At 42.6% G+C, this 23,217-nt stretch carries 22 protein-coding genes; 6 read left to right on the top strand and 16 right to left on the bottom strand.

The genetic code is table 11. The features are described 5' to 3' along the window. Positions 1-2: 2 nt before the first annotated feature. From HMPREF1212_RS05955 to HMPREF1212_RS05945, 3 genes are read right to left on the bottom strand one after another with little or no spacing between them, the layout of a single operon-like run. A complete protein-coding gene (locus HMPREF1212_RS05955; protein WP_046148748.1) occupies positions 3-3,212 on the bottom strand; it encodes an efflux RND transporter permease subunit in 3,210 nt (1,069 codons plus the stop codon). 10 nt (positions 3,213-3,222) lie between these two features. Continuing rightward, complete coding sequence (locus tag HMPREF1212_RS05950; RefSeq protein ID WP_046148747.1) at positions 3,223-4,305, bottom strand: efflux RND transporter periplasmic adaptor subunit; 1,083 nt, start codon at positions 4,303-4,305, stop codon at positions 3,223-3,225. A gap of 14 nt (positions 4,306-4,319) precedes the next feature. Then, on the bottom strand, positions 4,320-5,633 hold the full coding sequence (locus HMPREF1212_RS05945) for a TolC family protein (protein WP_046148746.1): 1,314 nt from the start codon (positions 5,631-5,633) through the stop codon (positions 4,320-4,322). Between the two features lie 255 nt (positions 5,634-5,888). Here HMPREF1212_RS05945 and HMPREF1212_RS05940 point away from each other — a divergent pair, with 255 nt between their 5' ends. The 5 genes from HMPREF1212_RS05940 to HMPREF1212_RS05920 are packed head-to-tail and all read left to right on the top strand — an operon-like array spanning position 5,889 to position 7,540. Beyond that, positions 5,889-6,089 carry a DUF6132 family protein gene (locus HMPREF1212_RS05940; protein ID WP_046148745.1) on the top strand — a complete coding sequence of 67 codons (201 nt, stop codon included), beginning with the start codon at positions 5,889-5,891 and terminating at the stop codon, positions 6,087-6,089. A gap of 28 nt (positions 6,090-6,117) precedes the next feature. Next, entirely contained in the window at positions 6,118-6,417 is a 300-nt protein-coding gene (locus tag HMPREF1212_RS05935; RefSeq protein ID WP_046148744.1) for a rhodanese-like domain-containing protein, read from the top strand. Positions 6,418-6,429: 12 nt separating this feature from the next. Next, on the top strand, positions 6,430-6,672 hold the full coding sequence (locus HMPREF1212_RS05930; protein WP_046150249.1) for a hypothetical protein: 243 nt from the start codon (positions 6,430-6,432) through the stop codon (positions 6,670-6,672). After that, the gene (gene trxA, locus HMPREF1212_RS05925) at positions 6,669-7,139 is read left to right on the top strand and encodes a thioredoxin (RefSeq protein WP_046148743.1); all 471 of its coding nucleotides are present in this window, start codon (positions 6,669-6,671) and stop codon (positions 7,137-7,139) included. Before HMPREF1212_RS05930 ends, trxA begins: the two co-directional genes overlap by 4 nt. Positions 7,140-7,162: 23 nt before the next feature. Continuing rightward, a complete protein-coding gene (locus tag HMPREF1212_RS05920; protein WP_046148742.1) occupies positions 7,163-7,540 on the top strand; it encodes a MarR family winged helix-turn-helix transcriptional regulator in 378 nt (125 codons plus the stop codon). A 110-nt stretch (positions 7,541-7,650) separates the two neighbouring features. Here HMPREF1212_RS05920 and HMPREF1212_RS05915 read toward each other — a convergent pair whose 3' ends face one another. From HMPREF1212_RS05915 to HMPREF1212_RS05875, 9 genes are read right to left on the bottom strand one after another with little or no spacing between them, the layout of a single operon-like run. Then, positions 7,651-8,121, bottom strand: a complete 471-nt coding sequence (locus HMPREF1212_RS05915; protein WP_046148741.1) for a nucleoside-triphosphatase — start codon at positions 8,119-8,121, stop codon at positions 7,651-7,653. Further along, on the bottom strand, positions 8,118-10,127 hold the full coding sequence (locus tag HMPREF1212_RS05910) for a TonB-dependent receptor plug domain-containing protein (RefSeq protein ID WP_082099835.1): 2,010 nt from the start codon (positions 10,125-10,127) through the stop codon (positions 8,118-8,120). Before HMPREF1212_RS05910 ends, HMPREF1212_RS05915 begins: the two co-directional genes overlap by 4 nt. Continuing rightward, positions 10,124-10,795, bottom strand: coding sequence for a respiratory nitrate reductase subunit gamma (gene narI / locus HMPREF1212_RS05905; protein WP_046148739.1), 672 nt, complete (start codon positions 10,793-10,795; stop codon positions 10,124-10,126). Before narI ends, HMPREF1212_RS05910 begins: the two co-directional genes overlap by 4 nt. Next, positions 10,792-11,340: a nitrate reductase molybdenum cofactor assembly chaperone gene (gene narJ, locus HMPREF1212_RS05900; RefSeq protein WP_046150248.1), complete on the bottom strand. Its 549-nt coding sequence runs from the start codon at positions 11,338-11,340 to the stop codon at positions 10,792-10,794. The genes narI and narJ overlap by 4 nt, the downstream gene beginning before the upstream one ends. A gap of 28 nt (positions 11,341-11,368) precedes the next feature. Next, positions 11,369-12,838 carry a nitrate reductase subunit beta gene (narH, locus tag HMPREF1212_RS05895; protein ID WP_046148738.1) on the bottom strand — a complete coding sequence of 490 codons (1,470 nt, stop codon included), beginning with the start codon at positions 12,836-12,838 and terminating at the stop codon, positions 11,369-11,371. Then, the gene (locus HMPREF1212_RS05890; protein WP_046148737.1) at positions 12,835-16,560 is read right to left on the bottom strand and encodes a nitrate reductase subunit alpha; all 3,726 of its coding nucleotides are present in this window, start codon (positions 16,558-16,560) and stop codon (positions 12,835-12,837) included. Before HMPREF1212_RS05890 ends, narH begins: the two co-directional genes overlap by 4 nt. A 9-nt stretch (positions 16,561-16,569) precedes the next feature. Continuing rightward, positions 16,570-17,856, bottom strand: coding sequence for an MFS transporter (locus HMPREF1212_RS05885; RefSeq protein WP_046148736.1), 1,287 nt, complete (start codon positions 17,854-17,856; stop codon positions 16,570-16,572). Continuing rightward, positions 17,853-18,422: a molybdenum cofactor guanylyltransferase gene (locus tag HMPREF1212_RS26260; protein ID WP_052724925.1), complete on the bottom strand. Its 570-nt coding sequence runs from the start codon at positions 18,420-18,422 to the stop codon at positions 17,853-17,855. Before HMPREF1212_RS26260 ends, HMPREF1212_RS05885 begins: the two co-directional genes overlap by 4 nt. Positions 18,423-18,431: 9 nt before the next feature. Continuing rightward, positions 18,432-19,058, bottom strand: a complete 627-nt coding sequence (locus tag HMPREF1212_RS05875; RefSeq protein ID WP_002561307.1) for a hypothetical protein — start codon at positions 19,056-19,058, stop codon at positions 18,432-18,434. A gap of 178 nt (positions 19,059-19,236) precedes the next feature. On the opposite strand from HMPREF1212_RS05875, the gene HMPREF1212_RS05870 reads away from it, so the two are divergent. Further along, positions 19,237-19,929: a Crp/Fnr family transcriptional regulator gene (locus HMPREF1212_RS05870; RefSeq protein ID WP_046148735.1), complete on the top strand. Its 693-nt coding sequence runs from the start codon at positions 19,237-19,239 to the stop codon at positions 19,927-19,929. Positions 19,930-19,994: 65 nt separating this feature from the next. On the opposite strand, the gene HMPREF1212_RS05865 is transcribed toward HMPREF1212_RS05870, so the two are convergent. The 4 genes from HMPREF1212_RS05865 to HMPREF1212_RS05850 form a co-directional block, all read right to left on the bottom strand. Next, positions 19,995-21,029, bottom strand: coding sequence for a phospholipase A (locus HMPREF1212_RS05865; protein ID WP_002561309.1), 1,035 nt, complete (start codon positions 21,027-21,029; stop codon positions 19,995-19,997). A gap of 225 nt (positions 21,030-21,254) precedes the next feature. Then, positions 21,255-21,953: an SMUG2 DNA glycosylase family protein gene (locus HMPREF1212_RS05860; protein ID WP_046148734.1), complete on the bottom strand. Its 699-nt coding sequence runs from the start codon at positions 21,951-21,953 to the stop codon at positions 21,255-21,257. Positions 21,954-21,955: 2 nt separating this feature from the next. Then, entirely contained in the window at positions 21,956-22,465 is a 510-nt protein-coding gene (locus HMPREF1212_RS05855; protein ID WP_002561311.1) for a pyridoxamine 5'-phosphate oxidase family protein, read from the bottom strand. Beyond that, entirely contained in the window at positions 22,462-23,124 is a 663-nt protein-coding gene (locus HMPREF1212_RS05850) for a Crp/Fnr family transcriptional regulator (RefSeq protein WP_046148733.1), read from the bottom strand. The genes HMPREF1212_RS05855 and HMPREF1212_RS05850 overlap by 4 nt, the downstream gene beginning before the upstream one ends. Between the last annotated feature and the right edge of the window lie 93 nt (positions 23,125-23,217).

Below are 23,217 nucleotides of genomic sequence, written 5' to 3'. Positions count from 1 at the left end.
GATTATTTTACTTTTTTCTTTAACATCTTGAAATATAATAAGGGCACGACAATCAATGTCAATACGGTAGAGGTGATCGTTCCGCCCAACAATGATATAGCCAAACCTTGGAAAATTGGGTCGAACAACATAACAATCGCTCCCAACACCACACCACCGGCTGTGAGTATAATGGGAATGGTACGCACGGCTCCGGATTCAATCACAGCCTGTTTCAGTGGGATACCGTCTTTGAGGCGGATGTCTATAAAGTCTATCAGCAATACAGAGTTGCGTACCATAATTCCCGCCAGGGCAATAAACCCGATCATCGAAGGGGCGCTGAAATAAGCGCCGAAAGCCCAGTGTCCGAGAATAATCCCGATCAGGGACAGCGGTATGGCTGCCAACTGTACCAACGGCGTAATAAAGTTCTGAAACCAAGCTACAATCAATATGTAGATAATAATCAATACCAGCATAAAAGCCAAGCCCAGGTCGCGGAACACCTCGTAGGTTATCTGCCATTCTCCATCCCATTTCAAGGCGAAATTGTCTTCATATTTAGGTTGCTCGCTATATTCTTCCGATAGCGTATATCCTTCGGGAAGCTTTATTTCGGACAGTTTATCCGATACCGCAGTAATCGGGTAGATAGGGCTTTCGAGGTCTCCTGCTACTTCGGTCAGAACGAACACCACCCGTTTCTGGTCTTTACGCTGGATGCTTTTCGCTTTCTCGCCTTGGGTAACCGTTACTAAATCGCTGATTGGAACGGCTAATCCCTGCTGGTTGACCACCTTCATATTCAGTACATCTTCGAGGCTTGCTTTTTCCGTTTCGGGTAATTGAAGCACAATCCCAATCTGTTGAACGGAAGCCGGCCGATGTAATACGCCTACCGACATCCCGGACAGGGCAGCCCGTAGGTTCTGAACCACCTGCGCATTGGGGATTCCCAACCGTATAGCCTTGTCTTTATCCACCTCGAACTTATATTCGATCTGCGCGTCTTCTACCGACCAATCTACATCAGCCACATTGTCGGTCGCAGCCAATATATCTTTCACTTGACGTGCCACTTCTATCTGCTGTTCGTAGTCAGGACCGTAGATTTCGGCTACGATGGTAGACATCACCGGAGGGCCAGGAGGAACTTCTACCACCTTTACATTGGCATTATACTTCTTCGCGATAGCCTGCAAATCGGCACGCACGGAGGAAGCAATATCGTGGCTTTGTTCGCTACGCTCGCCTTTACCTATCAGATTTACCTGTATGTCAGCTATATTATCACCCATGCGCATATCGTAGTGGCGGACCAGTCCGTTAAAACTAATGGGAGCCGATGTGCCTACATAAGTTTGATAGTTAGTTACCTTCTCGTTCCGGCTCAAGTATACGGCCAGTTCTTTGGTAACAGCTGCCGTGCGCTCCAGTGTAGTGCCTTCGGGCATATCTATGACTACCTGAAACTCATTCTTATTGTCGAAAGGCAGCATCTTTACCGGAACCGCTTTGGTATAGAAGAGCGAGAACGTAGCAAGCAGAATTATGGTCAGGGTAATCATAAAGCCCCAACGGTATTTTCTGTTTTCCAGAAACGGAGTGATTGTCCTGGCATATAACCGGTACATCTTCGTTTCGCGCAAATCGGAATCTTTCTCTTCCTGTTTCTTCGCCTTCTTTCCTTTTTTATCTTTATGCCTGAGGAACAGATAACCAAAATAGGGCGTGAGCGTCAATGCTATGATTAACGAGAACGTCATTGCAATAGACGCTCCGATAGGCATCGGACTCATATAAGGTCCCATCATCCCCGAAACGAATGCCATAGGCAGTACGGCGGCAATCACTGTAAGGGTAGCCAGAATAGTAGGGTTACCCACCTCATTGATCGCATACAAAGCAGCTTGCAATGGCGGCAGTTTCTTCATCTTGAAATGCCGGTGCATATTCTCGGCAATCACAATGGAGTCGTCCGTTACAATACCTGTTACAAACACTAAAGCAAACAAGGTAATACGGTTGAGCGTATATCCTAAAAAGTAGTAGGCAAACAAGGTAAGGGCAAAGGTTACCGGTACGGAAAGGAATACGACCAATCCGCCACGCCAACCCATGGCCAGCATCACAAACAGGGTTACTATGACGATGGCGATAGATAGATGCGACAGCAACTCGAAGACTTTGTCGGAAGCCGTTTCGCCGTAGTTGCGGGTAACCTCCACATGTATATCATTGGTTATCACCTCTTTCTTTAGATGTTCTACTTTATCGCTTACTATTTCTGCCAACTGCATGGCATCGGCTCCCTTCTTCTTGGCTATCGATATGGTTACGGCCGAATAATCGTCGGGCATAGCGTCCTTTTTGTCTTTCGATGCGGCGCCATAGCCGAACGAAACATACTGCTTAGGCACTTCGGGGCCGTCTTCTATCTCTGCTATCTGATAAAGGTATACAGGCTGATTATCGTTCGTTCCCACAATCAGGTTTTTCACTTCTTCTACATTGGAAAAGAAACTGCCGGTTTGTACTGAATAAACCATATCGCCTGTTATGATATTACCGCTCTGCATCTGCGAATTATTCGCTTGTAAGGCTTGGGTTATTGCCCCGAAGTCGAGTTTGCTCTGTGCCATCTTGTCTTTGTCGAGCATCACTTTCACCTCGCGGCTCTGTCCTCCGACGACGTTTACCTGAGCCACGTCGGGTATTTTCTTTATCTCGTCGCCTACCACTTCGGCTACCTGGCGCAGCTGATAGTCGCCCATCTCTTCACTCCAAAGGGTATATGCCAGTGCGGGCACATCGTCTATGGCACGCGATTTAACTAAAGGCATGGTCGCTCCTTGCGGCATACGGTCCATATTCTTCATTATCTCGTTGTAGAGCTTTACCAGCGAGCGTTCCACATCTTCGCCCACATAGAATTGTACGGTGAGCATTCCCATATCATTCATCGAAGTGGAGTATACATGTTCAACCCCTTTGACATTGGAAACCACCTTTTCGAGCGGTTGCATGATTCTCGACTCTACCTCCTCGGGCGAAGCGCCCGGATAGCCGACCATAATGTCAGCCATGGGCACATCGATCTGAGGCTCTTCCTCACGCGGGATTAGATATAGGCTGAACAGCCCCAAGAGCATAAAAGCGATAAAGAGCAATACGCTCAACTTTGACTTAATGAACGCATTGGCTATTTTTCCTGAAATTCCGTTTTCCATAACTTCCTGTTTATTTAGATGCCGATACTTTTACTCCGTTATACAACTTACTTTCAGCATTCAATACCACTCTATCGCTGTGGTTCAAACCCGAAAGTACCTCTATCTGATTTCCGGTTGTCTTACCCAACCGCACCCAACGCAGGTTGGCTTCACTGCGGTCGTCCACCACATACACACCCGTTAGCTGGTCGCGGTAAACGACAGAATTCTTATCTATCAGTATCTTTGATGCAGTGTCTTCTTTTACCTTATTAGGTATGAGTATATTCACATACATTCCCGAATGGATATTCTCTTTGTCCTTGGTATCGATAGCCAGCTTCATGGCATATTGTCCTCCCGCGCGGTAGGCCGAAGGGCTAAGTTCCGACACTTTACCCGGTATAGTTGTGGCCAACGACTTTATTTCTATCCGGGCCGCATCACCTACTTTCACATACGGGATGTAGCTTTCGGGCACAGAGGCAACGATTTGTAGTTCGCCGCTTTGTTCCATCATCAGGATAGGCATTCCCGGATTGGCCATACTGCCTTCGTCCATTAGTTTCTGGGTAACCGTTCCTGAAAAGGGCGCGCGGATATGGCTATAGGCCAGCATCGCATTCACTTCGTTCATCTGCTGATGAGCCATTTGTACTTTTGCCTGCATGGAAGTATGTTGTAAGGAGACGTTTTCCAATTCCTTATCCGATACACTGTTTTGCGCACGCAGTGTTTTGAAGCGTTCATAGTCTCGCCTGGCGTTTTTCGCTGCTGCTTCGGCCTCTGTGATTATAGCCTGCACCTGTGCTTTTTTAGCCTGAATATCATCACTGCTGATTGAAACTAATAGCTGTCCGGCTGAAACCTTATCACCCGGTTTCGCATGTATCTTATTTATATATCCCATCATACGTGTACTGATGGTGGCTGTTTGCCGGGCAGTGATCTCGCCACTCAAATAAAAGCCTTCGTTGGTTGACTGGGTGGGATAATACACCTCTACATTTACGGTCGGCTGGCCTTTCTCTTTTTGCTCATCGGCAGATGAACAGGAATAAAGCATGGATATTGCTACAATACCTAAAACTACGTTTCTTGAAATTTTCATATCTATCTATTTTGTTAATTCTTAGTTGTGGATAAAAGCCGGAGGTATGCTTCTATTATATTATAGGACATAATAGCTTGTGAGAGCAGAAGCTTCTGCCCAGAGAACTGGGCCTGCGCCATCAATAGGTCGGTAGTACTTGCCAAACCCTCGCTATGACGGTCAGCCAGGATGCGCAAGGCTTCTTCGGCCTGCTCAACGCTTATCTGTTGTTTATTTATTTCCGTTTGCGAGTCGTTCAGATCACGCCTCGCCTTGTCCAATTCCAGTTGTTCTTTTTTAATATGCAGGTTTAGTTCTTCCTGCATCCGGCCTTTTTGGTATTGTGCCGATTTCATTTTACTCCGGTTACGGTTTCCCGAAAAAATATTCCAGCTCAGGTTGATGCCCGCCAGATAAGAATCGTTTCTGAACTTAAAGGCTTTGGAATCGTTCAGGTTGTATGAACCGAAAGCGTTGATGCGAGGCAGGAAGGCCATCCGGGAAGATTTCAGCATCATATCCGTTGCATCTACAGCCTTTTGGAGCGCCATAATATCCGGGCGGAATAAAGAAAGAGTGGTTTCCGGATATATTTCTCTTTTTTGTACTAAAGAATCTGCCGTATATACTTCATCGCTTATGTCTTGCCCCATCAGCAGGCGAAGTCCGTTAGAGGCATTGTGTATGTTACTCTCGGCTTTTGCCAAGGCACTCTCAATAGTGTTTACTTGTACCTGCGCATTCAGTACATCTGATTTTTGTATCAGTCCCTGATTGTAAAAGTTAGCCACCGATCGGTGTATCTGCTTTACATCTTCGAGCGATTTTTGAAGGATATTCCGTGCCTGATAAGCCATTTGTAGTCCGGTATATGCTTTTCTTACTTCAAACTCGATGTATTCTTTGGTGCGCTCAGCTTTATATTTGTACATTTCTTCCTGTGCGCGGGCTCCTTTACGGGCATAAATCATATCCATATTCAATAGAGGCAGTTTCGCCTCTACCTGGGTGCCGTAGTTTTGCGTTGCACCCGGATTATTCAGCTTCGCAGGATCGAAATCCATAGCCGTAACCGATTCTTGTTGTAAGAGGAAGCCAAAGGCATTCAACGGATTGTTTGTCGTCAACGCCGTATATCCCACTGTGATTTGGGGCAGGAAAATAGCATCCGTTTGATGATAGTCGGCATTAGCTATTTTCCTATCCAGATTTGAGATTTTTATATTACTATTATTTTCAACAGCAATATTTACGGCATCCTCTGCCGTAATGTACCGGTGGCTTTGCGCCTGAACCGACAGGCTAAGCCAGATTACACTTAATGTGATGATCGTTGTTCTTTTCATTTTTACTATATTCTACTATTTATTGTATACTCATATTAGTTTCCAATGGAAATATGATGCAAAGGAAAGTAATATATTCCAAAGAAACAAGTTTCCGGCGGAAAATATTATTTTTGAATGTTTTTTCTTATTATTTTGTTTCGTAAACCTCTTATTTGTAGCGGTTATATATTTTTTACAAATTATTTCTAAGAGAAGTAGTTTCCGTTAGAAATAAATGTCTATCTTTGTGGTCTGAATGATAAAAACAAACATATGGAAGTCATAAAAAATAATTGGACATACCTTTTAGGAGCTCTGTTAGGTGCAGTAGGCGGATATCTTTATTGGAGATATATCGGATGTAGCACTGGAACTTGTCCCATAACTTCATCGCCTACCATGAGTACTTTATATGGAGTGCTGATGGGAAGTTTATTAGGAGGAATTTTCAAAAAAGATAAAGCGAAAAAGTAATGAAACAAACAATAATAAATTAAACATTATGGCAGGATTTTTCAGCAGGCTGTTCGGATTAGAAGAGAAGGCCGATTTCAAAACACTTTTAGAAAACGGGGCTATACTTCTGGATGTTCGAACAAAAGAAGAGTATAAGCAGGGAGCAGTAGCTAATTCAGTTAATATTCCCCTGGATAGTTTGAACAACAATCTATCAAAGCTCAAAAAGGATAAACCCATTATTGCCGTATGCGCCAGTGGAATGCGTAGCCGCAGCGCGGTAGCGATCTTAAGGTCTCAAGGGTTTCAGGAAGTATACAATGGAGGAAGTTGGTCTAATTTTTAAATGGAGAACAGTATGAATCGTATATTAAAAAACTGGGATATTACCCGGGTGGTTAGACTGCTATTGGGAATAGCAGTCGCTATCTATTCTATAAGCTCTAAAGATTACATTTTTCTTATGTTAGGAGGAGTGCTGCTTTTTCAGGCAATCATGAATATGTCCTGTTGTGGAGCAGGAGGATGTTATACTGATAAGCAACAGAAAGAAAACATCTATGGTAACCAGATTAGAAAATATAAACCGGATAGAAAATGAAACATACAATCTTGTTATTTCCGCTAATAGCACTGTTGCTAATTTCTTGTAATAATAAAGCGGAAACAAAAAATCAAACGGAAGTAAAAACTAAAAAAGAGAACAATATGACAACAATACATTTAACAAAGGCTGAATTCTTATCAAAAGTTGCTAATTTTGAAGCAAGTTCCCAGTGGCAGTATTTGGGAGATAAGCCGGCATTGATTGATTTCTATGCAGACTGGTGTGGACCGTGTAAAGCGATAGCTCCGGTATTGGAAGAACTGGCGGCAGAATATAAAGACCGTATCTATATTTATAAAATCAATACGGAAACAGAGCCTGAACTTGCTGCTGCCTTTGGAATAAGAAGTATTCCATCATTGCTGTTTATTCCGATGAGTGAACAGCCCCAGATGGCAGCAGGAGCATTGCCCAAACAGCAATTAAAAGATGCTATCGATACTATTTTATTAAAAGAATAATGAGAATATAAATTTATACTGTAATGGCAAATAATATGGATAATTCGCAAGTAAGTACGCTATGTCAGATCAGGGATGTATACAGGGCGATTTATGAATTTGAATCAGACTTTCAGCAATCATATAACCTGGGGTTAAATGAAGGAATGCTGTTATGTTCCCTGAGCATTCAAAAGTATTCTTCAAATGAATTAGCTGGTGTTTTGGGATTGAGTAACTCGAATACGTCGAAAGTAATAAAATCGGTAGAAAAGAAAGGGCTTATCAAGCGTATTGTCGGGAAAGACGATAAGCGCCAGATGTATTTTACGTTGACAGGAGCAGGACTAAAAAAGCTTGAATCGATTAAATGCGCTGAATTCACTATTCCTGAATCATTAAAGCCAGTGATCAAGCTGTAATAGCAGGAAATAAAAAAAGCAGAAGCAACGGTTTCATTAACTATTGCTCCTGTCTTTTTTGTTATGTCAATGATCCTAGAAACAGAGTCTTTATATTTTATATTATACTATTATATACCCAATAACCGGTATTCCTTTATTTTGTACTGATTCAGGGTATCGACTAAGAGACTATCCCTTACCGTAATAGTTATCTCTCTGTCAGATTTCAACAACCTACGCAACAGTTTATCGTATCCCTTCCCTTTGAGTTCCAGTTTGCCGATTTCATCTATCCAGACAGGAATGTGGTCAGAAGAACTCAATATGTATCGTTCGGCTATCTCGAATGTTTCTTTCAGGAAAGCAAACCGTCCCTGGATAAGATAACAGTTCTCGTTTTGGTATATGGATTCTTTTAAACAGATAAAAGGGATTTCTTCTTTACCGGGTAGCAGAATGAGATTGTAACCCACAATCGTTTCTTCCTCATTGTATAGTTTTTTTGCGTATAAACCTATACTATCTCCACTTTCTTCGTATAGTTTTAGAAATCGGGTACTCTTTCCACCATTTACAGGCCCTGTTATAATCCTTATCATGGGTTGCTCTTATTTTTAGTAAACCGGTAAGCCAGCGAAATATAATACCGCCGTCCTTCCATTGGATATCCTTCGGAGAAATAATAGAGTTTGTCGAAGAGATTTTTTATTCCCAGTTTTACATCGAATCCATTAAACTGTTTACCTATATTAGTATGGAACAGTGCATATCCCGGGATTGTTATTTTGCCGTCACTGCTCATATTCGTTTTGCTGACGGCGGTCATCCGCGCCTGAATCCTTATATCATAGAAAGGGCTGACTTGTATCATCGCGTTCCATTTATGATCGGGTACTTCAGTAAACTTTATATCCTTATCCGTTTTGTTTACGCGGTTGATATAGCTGTAATTAGTTTCTGCTTCTATCCACCTGTATCGGTAAGATAATCCAGTTTCAAAACCCCTAAAATGAGCTTTCCCTTTATTCTGAAGTTGCCATATAAGCGGGTCTTCTGTATCCACTCCTGTGATTTCCTGAATGGTATTGGTGAGAAGCATATAATATGCGCTTGTGTACCATTGCCAATGATTCCATTTGCCGTTATAAGTTAAATCCAGATTGTAGGAATGTTCTGTCTTCAGATCGGGATTAGGGACTGCCTTTCCCCGTTTATACGAATATCGCTCTTTTAGTGAAGCAAAACGGGAATTCCGGGAAAAACTGAAACGTAGTCCATGATTAAGATTGTATCGGTAATCCACTGCTAACTGGTAGTTGATATCGTTGTCTGATGATTTTGGATAATTCACTATTCCGTATTCTTTAGAACTCTCTAATTGTTCGTAGGCTTCGATAGTAGCACCCTGATGCCGAAAATATCCAATGCCAGCCAAAAGGGATAACTTGTCATTGATAGTGTAGGTGTTTTCCAAAGAGAGGGAAGCCGTATATTCACTTTGTTCGGCTTCGGGGTCATCATCATCGTGGCTGCGATGCACATCTTTCTTGTAGTTCGCTCCCAGTTTCAGATGATTATTTTCTATCCCTTTCCATCCCAATACCAAACCTGCTCCCAGCGAATAATCGTCATAATAGCTATCGAAAGCCGATTTGCTTTCCTGCGAATTATAATTCTCATCATCATAGGCTTTCAGCAAGTTATAGTATCGGTCGTAAAACAGGCGGGATTCCAATCTCCATTCTTTACCAAGATTAGTTCCGGAAAAGAAATATATCTGATCTTTATCCCAATCCTTATATCTCCAGAAACGTGGTTTGCTCTTTTTGCCCAGATAGGGGGGGACGTATTTATCCGCGCGCACCATACTGTATCCCACAACATATTCATCACCTTCCCGAGGGGTGAAGCCAAACTTTCCATTCAGTTGCCAATCGGTTGTTTCGGAATGATGCCGCTTGCTTCCTTCCTGTAACCCCTCTACTGCGTCATAGCCCGAAGGCAGGTGGAAATCATTACGGTGTATCCAACCCGCATCCACTTGCAGGAACCATTTGTCCTGCCTGGTTCCCAGATTTACAGATGTATTCCATAGTGTACTGGCCTGTATACCTACTTCCAGCTTATTGGTTGGTGACGCACTGATGATATTTACAGCTCCCCCCATCGTATTCCCGCCTAATAAAAGGGAGGATATTCCTTTCGATACATGGATTTTGGAAACGGAAGCGGTCTGCAAGCGTCCCAGATCAATGAACCCGTCAAAAGGAACGGATACAGGTATCCCGTCCATATATACCGGAATACGGCTCTGGTTAAATCCTCGCAAATAGATCATGGTTTCTCCGCGCGATGAAGCTTCTGTAAGCGTTATCCCCGGTATCCACTCCAGTGCTTCGGGCACTTTGGTGATATCCATTTGTTTTATTTCCAACGAAGATATTTCAGTGCCCGCGGATGCGGGAAGTTTTTCCATCACTACCACTTCTCCAAGTGAGAATGTTTTTATACTGTCGATCTCTTCTTTTCCAGTGTTCTGGCCATAACTGTTCAGTGTGCATACGACCAGCAGTATACACACTACGACTTGTTTAAAGTTTATCATTTTCTAAAATAATCAATCACAAAATGTACCGGTACCATCACCATGTGCATCAACTTGGTAAACGGGAAGAGAATAAATATCAGAAACCCGTTAATAATATGCAGTTTGTATACCCAGCTCTGATGGGCTATATATTTCCACGAATCGGGTTCGAATATAACAATACCTTGTGCCCAATGTTCCATAGCCATATAATCCTCGAGTGGAGATTGAGTGGTAATGTATGTGCCCCACAAACCCAGTGCGATCTGGAAGAGTAATAGGGCTACGATGATATAGTCCTGCAATTGACCGGTTGCCCGCACACGTATATTTGTAAACCGGCGCAGGGCAAGTATGGTAATACCGATAAGCGCGGCAATACCCGATAACGAACCCATACTAATGGCGAGCAGGCGCTTGGTTTCGTTCGAAATGAGCCATGTATAAAGCCATTCGGGCGTAAGTAGTCCAAAAATATGTCCCAGAAATACCAGTATGATGGCATAATGAAAGAGCGTGCTTCCCCAGCGGATACTTTTATCGTTGCTGATAAATTGTGACGAAGTGGCTTGTATGGTGTTATTACGCTTGACGGCGCGATAAATAAATCCTGCCGCGAATACGCCCAGAGCGATATAGGGTAGATATCCCAGGAAGAAATTATTCAGATAATCCGATATTGTCATACACTCACTCCTTTCTTTTTATCAGGCTCGCTCTCCAAAGGAGTAGAGAGGCTATGTAATATATCCAGAAGAAGGACATAGGGTGTTTCTTTTTTCTCTAGCGCTTGCTTCATATTGTCCAAAATATGAGATACTTCGTGTAGTAGTTTCTCAGATTCTTCTACCCGTGTCAGCAGTGACAGGTATTCCAGAAAGAGCGGCAGGTAATCCGGTAATTCGTTGGAGCATGGGGTGAATCCTGACCCGGCATACATCTCCGTAAGATCTACCATAGCTTGTCCGCGCTCGCGTGAATCGCCATATACGTGGTCGAAAAGATAGAGATTACTGTGGGTCGAAAAATCGAACAACTGTACATATTGCTGTTGCCACCCTGTTAATGACAGCGATAGGACGTAGTCGATAAACACTTGTAATTTGACGCGTTGAGGTTCGTCCAGATAGCTTTCTTCTTCTACAATCCCCATCACACCCGAAAGATTCTCCTTTAATTCTTCGTTTGGATAATCCAGTAACAACGACAATATTTTATATGTATTTTGCATAACTAACGTATTTAAATAAAACACACTCTTACCTTCCACCAAACAGGTTGCGTCCTTCCTCTTCTTTACCCGGATATTCGTAACCCAACCCGGCCCGTAGTCCGGCCAGATCGGTATCTTCCGTCTTCGTAGGAGCTGTTGGAATAACAAACCGGTCTTTGTAATCAGCAATGGCCATATAGCGGTACATATCTTCATAATCGGCCTTTTCCAGTCCTAATTCCGCGGGAATCAAAGGGTTTTCGTTTTTCTCCACGGTGCGCTGGCGCATATACTGTCTCATGGCCAGCAAACGTGCCAGAGCGGTTCTTACAGGGGTTTCGTCTCCTGCCGTCATCATTCGTGCGATATAATTAACCGGGATACGCATTTCATCGACGGTGGCAAAGAAGTTATCCTTTACATCTGCTTGCTGAAGTACGGGAGACATGGGCGGCACGTACCATACCATAGGTAATGTACGGTATTCGGGATGAAGGGGAAAGGCCACTTTCCATTGTTTCATTAGTTTGTAGACAGGTGAAGCCTGTGCCGCCCTGATAAATGAATAGGATATTCCTTGTTCCTGTGCCTTGCTGATAACTTGTGGGTCGTCAGGATCAAGTATCAGGTCAAGCTGCTTTTCGTACAGGTCTTTATCGTTTTCCGTGGCGGCATATTCATCGATACGGTCGGCATCATATAATAATACGCCGATATAGCGGATGCGCCCTACACAGGATTCGGAGCAGACTGTCGGTTTGCCGTTTTCTATCAGTGGATAGCAGAACGTGCATTTCTCTGATTTTTTCCTGTCCCAGTTAAAGTAGGTCTTTTTGTAAGGACATGCGCTTACACATTCACGCCATCCCCGGCATTTATTCTGGTCGATGAGTACGATTCCGTCTTCTTCCCGTTTATATATTGCTCCCGAAGGACAGGATGCCGCACAGGCGGGATTGAGGCAATGCTCACACAGGCGTGGGACATAAAACATAAATGATTTCTCAAACTCTTCGTATCCTTTTGTATCAAAGTCTTTCAGGTTTGGGTCTTTTTTACGTTCATTGAAAGAACCGCCCAGATTATCTTCCCAGTTGGGGCCGTATTCTATTTTTTCCATCCGCTGGCCTGTAACCAAAGAATAAGGACGGGCACTCGGAGCCGTACGAAAACGTTTCGTCCCCGTCAACTTCGAGAAATCAAAAGTGAAAGGCTCGTAATAATCCTTCATATCGGGTAAATGCGGATTGGCAAAAATCGTAGAAAGAATACTGAGATTGTTTCCTTGCAATAACTGCAACTTGCGTTTCCTGACAGTCCAGCCGCCTTTGTACCTGTCCTGATTTTCCCATTGTACGGGATAACCTGGTCCGGGTTTGGTTTCTACATTGTTAAACCAAACATACTCCATTCCTTTACGGCTTGTCCATACATTTTTGCAGGTAACAGAGCAGGTATGGCAACCGATGCACTTGTCAAGACTCAAAACCATAGCCATTTGTGCTTGTATTTTCATCTTACTGCCTCCTTTCTTTCTTCCATATCCTCATCTTCCCAGAGAACGGTTTCACATTTGCGGATAATTACAAATTCGTCGCGGTTGGCGCCGATCGTTCCATAATAATTCAGTCCGTATGATAATTGGGCATATCCGCCAATCATGTGTGTAGGTTTAGGGCAAATGCGGGAAATGGAATTATGTATTCCTCCCCGGTTTCCCGTAATAGAGCTTAATGGAACATTCACTGTTCTTTCCTGATTGTGATACATAATCAAAGCGCCTTCGGGAATACGTTGTGAAACGATAGCCCGGCAACTTGCCGTTCCGTTGTCGTTGAACACTTCTACCCAGTCGTTATCCTGTATGTTTATTTTGGCGGCATCCGCCTCGCTAATCCAGATAACAGGTCCTCCTCTACCCAATGTAAGCATGAGTAAATTATCGCTCCATGATGAATGGATAGACCATTTGTTGTGAGGGGTAATCAGGTTCAGTGTCAGTGTATCATCGCTAATCCGCAACCTTTCTTTTACGTTATTAACTTCCTGTTTTGATAAGGGCGGTTTATAGCATACCAATCCTTCGCCGAATGCTAGCATCCACGGATGGTCTTGATATAGAGATTGCCGTCCGGTTACGGTACGCCAGGGAATGAGTTCGTGTACATTGGTGTAATTGGAGGTATAGTTCACTTCGTGAGATTCAACACCGCTCCATATCGGAGAATTGAGTACGCGGCGGGGCTGTTGTACCAGGTCGTCATAACGGATTTGGGTATCGCCTCCTTCCTCGGTCAAATGCTCTAAATCCAGACCTGTAGGCTTTTCCAAAGATTTCCATGCTTTACGCGATGTAACGCCATTACTTTCGGGTGCCAGCGACAGTATGGATTCGATAGCCTGAATATCCGTTTCCAAAGCAGGCAAGCCTTGTGTAACTCCCCGATCCTGTATCGTTCCGTTCAATTTCTTGAGGAACTCGTATTCCTCATTCGATTTCCATGTGATACCTTTTCCTGTTATTCCTGCTTTTTCCAATAATGGACCCAAAGAAGTAAAACGTTTATATGTATTCGGATAATCACGCTCCACCACGATCAGTTTACCCATATTGTGCCCGGGAACAGGATGGTTCCCGCTTTCTTTCCAATCATCCACAAACAAGGGTTCCGATATTTCGCCCGGTGAATCGTGCATCAGTGGCTGCATTACTACATCTTTTTCTACTCCTAAATGCCCCTGGCATAGTTGAGAGAATTTCTCGGAAATGCCTTTGAATATATCCCAATCGGTACGCGACTCCCACACAGGGTCTACCGCTTTCGAGAAAGGGTGAATAAAGGGGTGCATATCCGTGCTGCTAATATCGTTTTTCTCGTACCACGTAGCAGCCGGCAGTACAATGTCGGAATGGAGGGAAGACGATGTCATCCGGTAGTCGAGCGTAACAACCAGATCGAGTTTGCCTCTTGCTCCTTCATCGTGCCAGTTCTGATAGCGAGGTAGTGGTTCGCCCAGTTCCTTCAGGTCTTCGCCGAATACACTGTTTTGTGCACCCAGAAGATGCTTCATAAAATATTCCACCCCTTTGGCGCTACTACCGATAAGGTTGGCACGCCAGATGAAAAGGTTTTTAGGGCTGTTCTCTTTCCTGTCCAGATCTTCCGAAGCCAGATTCAGTTCACCTGTATGCAATTTATCGGTGATATAATTGGAAACATCTATATTTTTAGACTCGGCTTCCTTACATATCTGCAACGGGTTCCGGTCGAATTCGGGCGAAGCGGGAAGCCAACCCATCCGTTGCGATTTGATATTGCAGTCGAGCAACGTGAGTTTACTCCATTCGTCTTTCTTGCATAGTGGAGAAATCAAGCTGTCGACTTTCACCTTTTCGTAACGCCACTGATCGCTGTGCATATAGAAGTAACTCGTCGTATTCATGTGGCGGGGAGGACGTATCCAGTCCGAAGCAAAAGCCAGTGTTGCCCATCCCGATTGCGGCCGTACTTTTTCCTGACCTACATAATGCGCCCAGCCGCCGCCCGATTGCCCTACGGTTCCACACAGGATAAGCAGGTTCATGGCGGCACGATAAGTCATATCGGTATTGTACCACTGGTTGACCCCGGCGCCAATAATAATCATACTTTTACCTTCTGTTTTGGCAGCGGTTTCGGCAAACTGGCGGGCAACGGTGATTACCCTTTCGGCAGGAACTCCTGTTATCTGCTCCTGCCATTTCGGAGTATAGGGAATATTATCGTTATAATCTTTCGCGGTTTGCGGGTCGTTCAATCCTCTTTCCACACCATAGTGAGCGAGCATGATGTCGAACACTGTAGCGCATAGTACTTCACCTTCTGCTGTTTGGCATTTCACAACCGGCACTTTTCTTCTTTGTACATCCGCATGGGCAGAGGCGTTGAAGTAGGGGTTTTTATATTCTTCCCCTCCGAAGTAAGGAAAGGATACATCAATGATTTCGTCTTTTTTATCTATCAGAGATAAAAGAGGGGTATATTCTTTTCCTGTCCGCAGATCTTCGTTCCGCAGGTTCCACTTGCCTTCGTTGTTCCAGCGCGAACCGATACATCCGTTGGGAACTACCTTTTCGCCCGTTTGCTCGTCTAGCAACACAGGATACCATTCCGCTTGTTTCTCTATATTTAGTTTATCTTTGAAGTCGGAGGCACGAAGCATCATTCCGGTGCGGTAGCCCCCTTCGTAAGACTCCAGTTTCACCAGGAAAGGCAGGTCGGAATATTTCCTTACGTATGAGTCGAAATATGGAGTTGTTTTATCTACAAAAAATTCTTTCAGAATAACATGTCCCATAGCCATTCCTAATGCGGAATCAGTTCCCTGTTTCGGATTCAACCATATATCGGCAAATTTGCTTGCGTCACTGTAATCAGACGATATGGTAATAACTTTCGTTCCCTTGTATCTTACCTGCGTAAGGAAGGGCGAATCGGGCGTGCGTGTTACAGGTACATTGGAGCCCCACAGCATGATAAAAGACGAATTGTACCAATCGGCGCTTTCGGGAACATCGGTTTGTTCACCCCATGTTTGCGGGGAAGCAGGAGGCAGGTCGCAATAGAAATCATAAAAACTGAGGCATGTGCCTCCAATAAGGCTTAAGTAACGGGTTCCCGCGGCATATGACACCATCGAAAAAGCCGGGATAGGAGTAAATCCCACCAGGCGGTCGGGCCCGTATTTCTTTATGGTATAGATATTGGCGGCAGCAATGATTTCCTGTGCCAGATTCCAGTCCAGACGGACGAATCCACCTAATCCCCGTCTTTCTTTGTATTTTTTAGAGGCAACCTCATCAGCCATCACCGCTTCCCAAGCCGGGACAGGATCATGTAGTATAGCTTTTTGCTGTTGATAGGCTTCCAGCAACTCATGGCGTATCATCGGGTGTTTCACACGTCCCGAGTTATACAGATACCATGAATAACTCGCTCCGCGAGGACATCCGCGCGGTTCGTGGTTCGGCAGTCCCGGACGGTTTTGCGGATAATCCGTTTGTTGGATTTCCCACGTAACAATACCTTTCTTTACGAATATTTTCCAGGAACAGGAGCCTGTACAATTTACACCGTGAGTAGAACGTACCTCTTTATCGTGTTGCCAACGGTTGCGGTAAAAGTTTTCCCATGCTCTCTGTCCGGTATCTCCGGCTCCCGAAAAGAACTTCTTTTTTTGTAGAAGAGACTTTATCATAGCGTTCTGTTATTTTTTGTTCTTATTGCGAACAACCAATCCGAAATAGAGGATCAGTAGTACGATTATACTTAATACGGTAAAGGTGAAAAAGCCCCGGTAATAACCGGTGATTCCCATCACATCCACCACTTTTCCAAGTACGGGAGGAATAACAAATCCACCGAAAGCGCCCAGGCCTCCAACCCAGCCGGATGCCCCACCTACCGATTTGGATACATATACAGGAACCAGTTTCATAATGGCGGCATTATTCAGTCCGAACGCAACGGCAATGACCAGTGTGCAGATTCCGGACAATATCCAGTTACTCGAAAATGCCATGATGATGGAAACAGAGCCTAACAGTGCGATAGCAAACATACTGACTTTCAGCCCACCTATCCTGTCGGATATACTACCACCGGGAATACGCAATAAAGCAGCCAGACAAGCATATACCGCCGTGTAAAGACCTGCTTGGGTAGCCGACAAACCGTGTGTCTTCTGCCAGTATGTGGGAAGCCATGCCGTGAGGGCCATAAAGCCGCCGAAAGTAACGAAGTAGGCGATAACGAGTATCCATGTTTCAGGAATTTTAGCAGATATAATAAGGCTTTGCTTCATATTTCCTGCCGGAAAAAGCTCCTGTCCGGCTTCGGTTGCCATTTTCTTGCTCTCATCTTCGCTGAAACCTTTCGTCCGGTACTGGAAAAAATAAGCATTGCAACTGATAACGGCATACAAAATAGTGCCGAGAATCATAAACGCAGTCCATATATGATAAGCTGACACAAAGCCCACAGATTGCAATAAGACCGGAAGTATAAGTGCGAAAACACCGGCACCCAATGTGCCGAATCCCCCGAATATACCTAAGGCAAATCCCTGTTTATTTTTCGGATACCAGTAAGATGTCTGTCCCGCACCTACCGAAAAGGTTGCAACTCCGCATCCACTTAGGCATCCGAATAACAGAATAAGCCAATAAGTACCTTCCATATTGTCGGGATAATGGGTGGTAAGAAGCAAGCTGAGCCCGGCCAGCCCGATAACGGACAAAACCATGAGCCAAAGAAATGACTTTCGCCCTCCATTTTCATCTACCGATGCCCCGAATGGTATACGAAGCAATGAACCCGACAGGGTAGGTATGGCTACCAATAGCCCCAACATAGATGGGGAGAGCTCCATTACTTCGTTCAGTTTGGTGGCCGACGGGCCAAAGAGTGATATGGCTGCCGAACCGAAGAAAAATCCCAGGGTAGCAGCCGCCAGTCCGCGAGCCGGAGAACCTTTTATCTTTATCGCATTCATTTTATTGTGTTTTTATAGTCTTCTTGGCTATTGATATTTGCGAAAAAATGCTCCCACTGGTCAGGGATCGTTATCCTTCGCGTATTCTCCCGGTTAAAGATTTGTTTTATACGATATTGTTTTTTTTCGATCGCTTTTTCGATATCCGGTAATGCGTTTTTCGATACCAGTAAAGGGAATATTCCTATATTTTCAGCATGATTCCACCCGATTACGTTTTCACCCTTGCCTGCTGCCAGCATATGCATGATAATTTCATTTGTAATGAAAGGCATATCACAGGTTAATACCAGTATCCAGGGGGTAGAACTGTATAATAAAGCTGTATATATTCCCCCCAAAGGACCTGTTTCGCTTATTTTATCTTCTAATACAGCGGCGCCAAAGCTTTCGTATTCAGGATAAGAGCCTGATATAACTACTTCTTTCGCATAGGGCTGAAGTAATGCGGTAATATGCTTTAGAAAAGTCTCATCTCCATATTTGCTTAGGGCTTTGTTAGAGCCGAAACGGGAGCTTTTCCCTCCTGCCAGCACTACACCGGTGATTTCGTCGGGATGTAGCATGATACAAATTTATAATAACACATTTAGAACGATAGACACAAAAAGGAAGGGTATAGCCAACCGGCCTGTCCATTTTGTATAGTCGAAACTCAGGGGAACACACCGAACCAGATAAGCGGCGCCTACAAGCATTATACCCTGTATCAGTGAACGCCATCCCCACTGGAAAAACAATCCCGCGTCGTAAGGTTTATGTACGCTTGGATTGTAAGTAATAAAAGCATCCATAAATAGCTGCCATCCCCGGAAGATAAAAATAGAGGCCAGTACCATGATAAATGCTACGGGAATTCCTATCTTCCATAATGCTTCTCTTTTCTTTGCATATATACAAAATCCCCACGTTACCAACCCCTCCAGAAAGATGGCCACGGCAGGATTTGTTACATGATAAACAGGCACAGCGGGCAGCATAAACAGGTTGACTAATTTTACCATTGCCGCTACTCCTGCCACTTTCACGACAGAAGACATCTGCCCGGTCTGTTTGACAGCCATCATCATGCACATCAGTCCGAAAGGATAAAGTACCAGCACTTCACCCTTGAAATGGATAAGGTGAAGCAACCACCCGAGGGTAGCTTCGAGTATGCCCCACAAAGCGCCCCAGAAGATAATTGTTTTCAGGTTATTCATGTTTTTTCAATATTAGGCGAATACATATTTGCAAATTTAGTATATACCATTGGTGAAATAGGTGTTCTTAATTACATACCATCTATTTAAAACATCAATTAACGTTAAAAGTTTATAGTTGATAAAATTGTGTGTTCTCTATTTTATTCTCTATTTTTGTATATCAGTAGATAGAAGTATGGAACGAATTGTTTTTACGGCAAAACATGAAGAACTGCTGTTGCAGATTCCTTTGTTTAAGGATTTATCCCCCAAAGTACAACACTCTTTGCTGGAAAGATTAGATTGTGCCGTTTACAACATAAAGAAGAACGATATTATAGCCAGGCAAGATTCTCCCTGCCGGGAATTAATGGTTTTACTGGAAGGAAAATTGAAAGTGGATATTATAGATGCCCTATGTAATGAGGTACTGATTGAGCATATAATAGCCCCGCGCGCATTTGCTACTCCTCACTTATTTAAGGCTGATACTACGCTTCCGGCTACTTTCAAAGCAACGGAGGATGGGGTGTTGCTGAAAGCTACTAAAGATTCCGTCTTCAAACTTATCAGTGAGTTTCCAGATTTACTGAAAAGTTTTTTGTGTGTTGCTGGAAACTGTAATAAGTGCACTGTTTTGCGTTTGCGGGCATTGTCGTATAAAAATATACGCAGTCGTTTTGTTGCTTATCTTTTCGAACAAAAACTGGTCGATAATAATATTGTCCATATTGATCATAATCAGGCTCAACTGGCGGATTATATATGTGTTACCCGCCCTGCCTTGACAAAAGAAATCAGTAAAATGGCCAAAGAAGGGCTTATTCTTATGAAAGGAAAAACAGTGGAACTGTTAAATATCCCGGAATTAAGAAAAGCTATTTTATAATAATATAAAGCAGAACCTATGGAGTTTCCATAGTAACTTCAGAAGATGTTTGAACTTGCTTTAAATTAATATGCGCTAAAGAAATCTGGCTTTATAGTAAATCCTATTCTGATTTGGTTTGTATACTCCTTGTAGTTCAACAAACCCTCTCCATAACCGGCATAGTAATCCAAAGTTAGATATTGGTTTGAGTTCTTGGATACCCGAAATGATAAAGATGTATGGATATTAGGATTTATAATCTTATCACGTGGAACTATCTCAAGACTGAACCACCATAAATTTTTCTTATCAATATAATTGATTGAAAAATTACCATAGCCTTTATATCTCAGCATATCTTTATTATGTTCCCCATCTACATATGGTAAATAAGCTTGTGCTTTAGCAGACAATCGCATGTTGTAAAAATATTTAATCGATACATTTATATAGTTCCAGCTTCGTGAATCCAAATCTGCCTTTCCATTTGATTCATGTTCGAGTGAAAGCATTACCGCTCCCTTTAGTTTGTTATTCCTTATTACATATCTGCCTATCCCAATACCCGGATTATAATTTGTATCATGAAAAGGGCTTGATTCATCATAAATATCCCAAAATGATTTCTGAGAATAGGTTATATATAGAAATGAATTAAAAGGAAGAACACTTTTGGTGACCCTGTGACGAATACTGAACTGAAAAAAAGCATCTGCAGTTTTTCGGTTTACAGGTTTGTTCAAAGGTATTCCGGTTACCATATAATTATCCTTATATACTGCAAAAGCAGTTTGTTTATCCAATACAGATCTTACAAGGTTTTCTGTGACTTCAATAGGTTTATGCTTCAGAATATTTACCGATTGCATTTCGGCTAAATAGTCATTTCGTAACGAAAGGCTATCTACATGCAAGATTGTATTCTCTTGTGAATAAGCAGATGTGCCCTGAATAATAAGGATAAAGAATATCAATGTACTATAATTCATTACTTTCATGTCTGAAAAATAAAGAGTGAAAAAAAATGTTTCATAATAAATTAAGAAGGTTTCGATCTTACTTCTGAGAACAATAATATCCAATGGAAATATGGTACAAAGGAAATTATTATTTTCCATAGAAACAAATTTCCACGGGAAAATAAAATAAATATTTGATTTACTACTATACTTGGTTCAAAGAAAGTATATTTAAGTAGCTGCTCGCACTTGATTTTTCATTATCAGGCTGTCGCCTGCTTTTATGCACTTCGAAGTATAGAGTGCCGACTTGTATGAACACATGAAGTATCCAATAATGTGTATACAGTATCTCAAGCGGAGATTAGAAATGTAACCTTAAAACTACACAATGGAGTTATTTAGAGTCAGAATATACTTATCAATATAGAATTGTTTATCTTTTGATTTGTATTGTTGTATATACCGTGGGTGTTCAAGAACGGTTATACGTCCAAATAAATTCGCTTTTTTATTCATTTCTGAAATATATGTAGCATTCATTTTTCCCAATACAAACACTTCGCTACAGTCTATCCCGATAGTAATTTGTTTTTTCAATGAAGTAATCATAAACTCTTCCGTCATTCTTAACAGTGAAGTATCGTCATAATAATTGGCATTAACCCATTTCCCTACTTCTTTTTCGCGGACAATAGCCAAAGGGAAAGGTGAATTTATAAAAAAATCTTGATAAAAGAGCTCAGCCCCACCATATTGGGCAATCATATCATAGACGAATACAGACGATATTTCGTGCGTTTGTGCCGATTGCATTCGGATACCACAAACATTTTCCAAATGTTTTGTATCAGTAAAAGGAATACCGGTAATCCCTGCCCCATGCCTACCTGGATTGATACCTATAATAAACTTGCGCTGCCGGGAATCGGTGTAGTATTTGCGATAAAACTGTTCCATTACTTTTACTGCTTCCGGGTTATCACAAAAAGGATTTACTACCCTAAATCCAGCTGGTAATTCTCCGATGTACGCTAAATTCTTGTTGTACTCAATAATATTATCTGCAAATGTTTTTATCACAATTATTCCTTTATTCTTTTTGTCTTTCCTGATACTTCTATTATATCAAGCCGTATGATATTTGTCCGGTGGAATGATTTCTCGGCATATTTCATTCCTATTTCTTTATTATTGGGTGAATACTTATCTAAAATCAGCAATAAGGCTTTCATGCATTCTTTTTCCGTTAACTCCATGAATACGATACCCCGAACAACAATACTTTCGTAGGCTGTGGTAAATTTGTGCGATATTACTTTTGTATGACCAATTACAGAAAATGAAACTTTGGGATTTTCTTTCAGGCAATCCAATTTATACCCTTCAGGCGCACAATGAAAATAGATTGAATGATTACCATCCCAGACATAGTTAAGCGGAATGCCATACCCTCCTATTTCTTTATCAACACTTTCAACCATTGAAAGTACTCCATACTCGCCTGTACGCAAGAGCTCAATGGATCCGGATTCATCCAGTAGTCGGTCTTGCCTGCGTACACCTTCATTATTTAACTTTACTTTATTTTTCATCCCAATAACTCTTTCAGATCATTGTACTTTAAAATTTTTCCTTTGCCGGCTTCAAATTCTATAATACCATCGTGCGCCATTTCAGATATAGCTCTTGAAAGAGAAGGACGTTCTACCCCAAAATACTCGGCAAGTGATGCAATGCTCCGCCCTAACTCAAATGTTCCACTTTGGTCACGTTGTAGAATATAATAGGCAATTTTAGCCTTAATTCCTTTTTGTGAGAATATTTTCAGCCTTTCCGACAGGAATTGCACCCGGTTGGCTATAAAAGCCATAAATCCCCTTAAGAATCCGGGGCATTTAGCCATCTGTTTTTCAATAGAAGACTTACTGATTAGTATCACTTCACAATCCTCCATTGCGGTAACCTCCACCGGAAAGCGGTTATTGTCTGCAAAAATAAAAGCCGCAGCTAACGGATAAGGAGCTGTAATTTCTTCCACAGAGACGGTAAGTCCCGACTGGGAAATAATTTCCGTCTTTACCTTCCCTCTCGTTAGCATATACAAGTCGGATATGCGATCGCCCTGCGAAGCAATCAGCTCTCCTCTTTTATAGTTTTTGACTTTATGGTCGATTGTACATCTTATTTTCTCAATCTCTTCGGGAGATTTCTCCCGACATAGGGTACAGAAAAATAGTAAGTCGGCATTCATACATTCTATTTTCCGCAAAGTTACACATAATAAATTTTACAAGCGTAACGAATGTTACGCTTTTTATTTTCGCAGTACTGTATGTTTGCAAAA

The sequence above is a fragment of the Parabacteroides sp. HGS0025 genome, from assembly GCF_000969845.1.
GTDB lineage: Bacteria > Bacteroidota > Bacteroidia > Bacteroidales > Tannerellaceae > Parabacteroides > Parabacteroides gordonii.
This window is presented reverse-complemented; position numbering and strand designations above follow the sequence as displayed.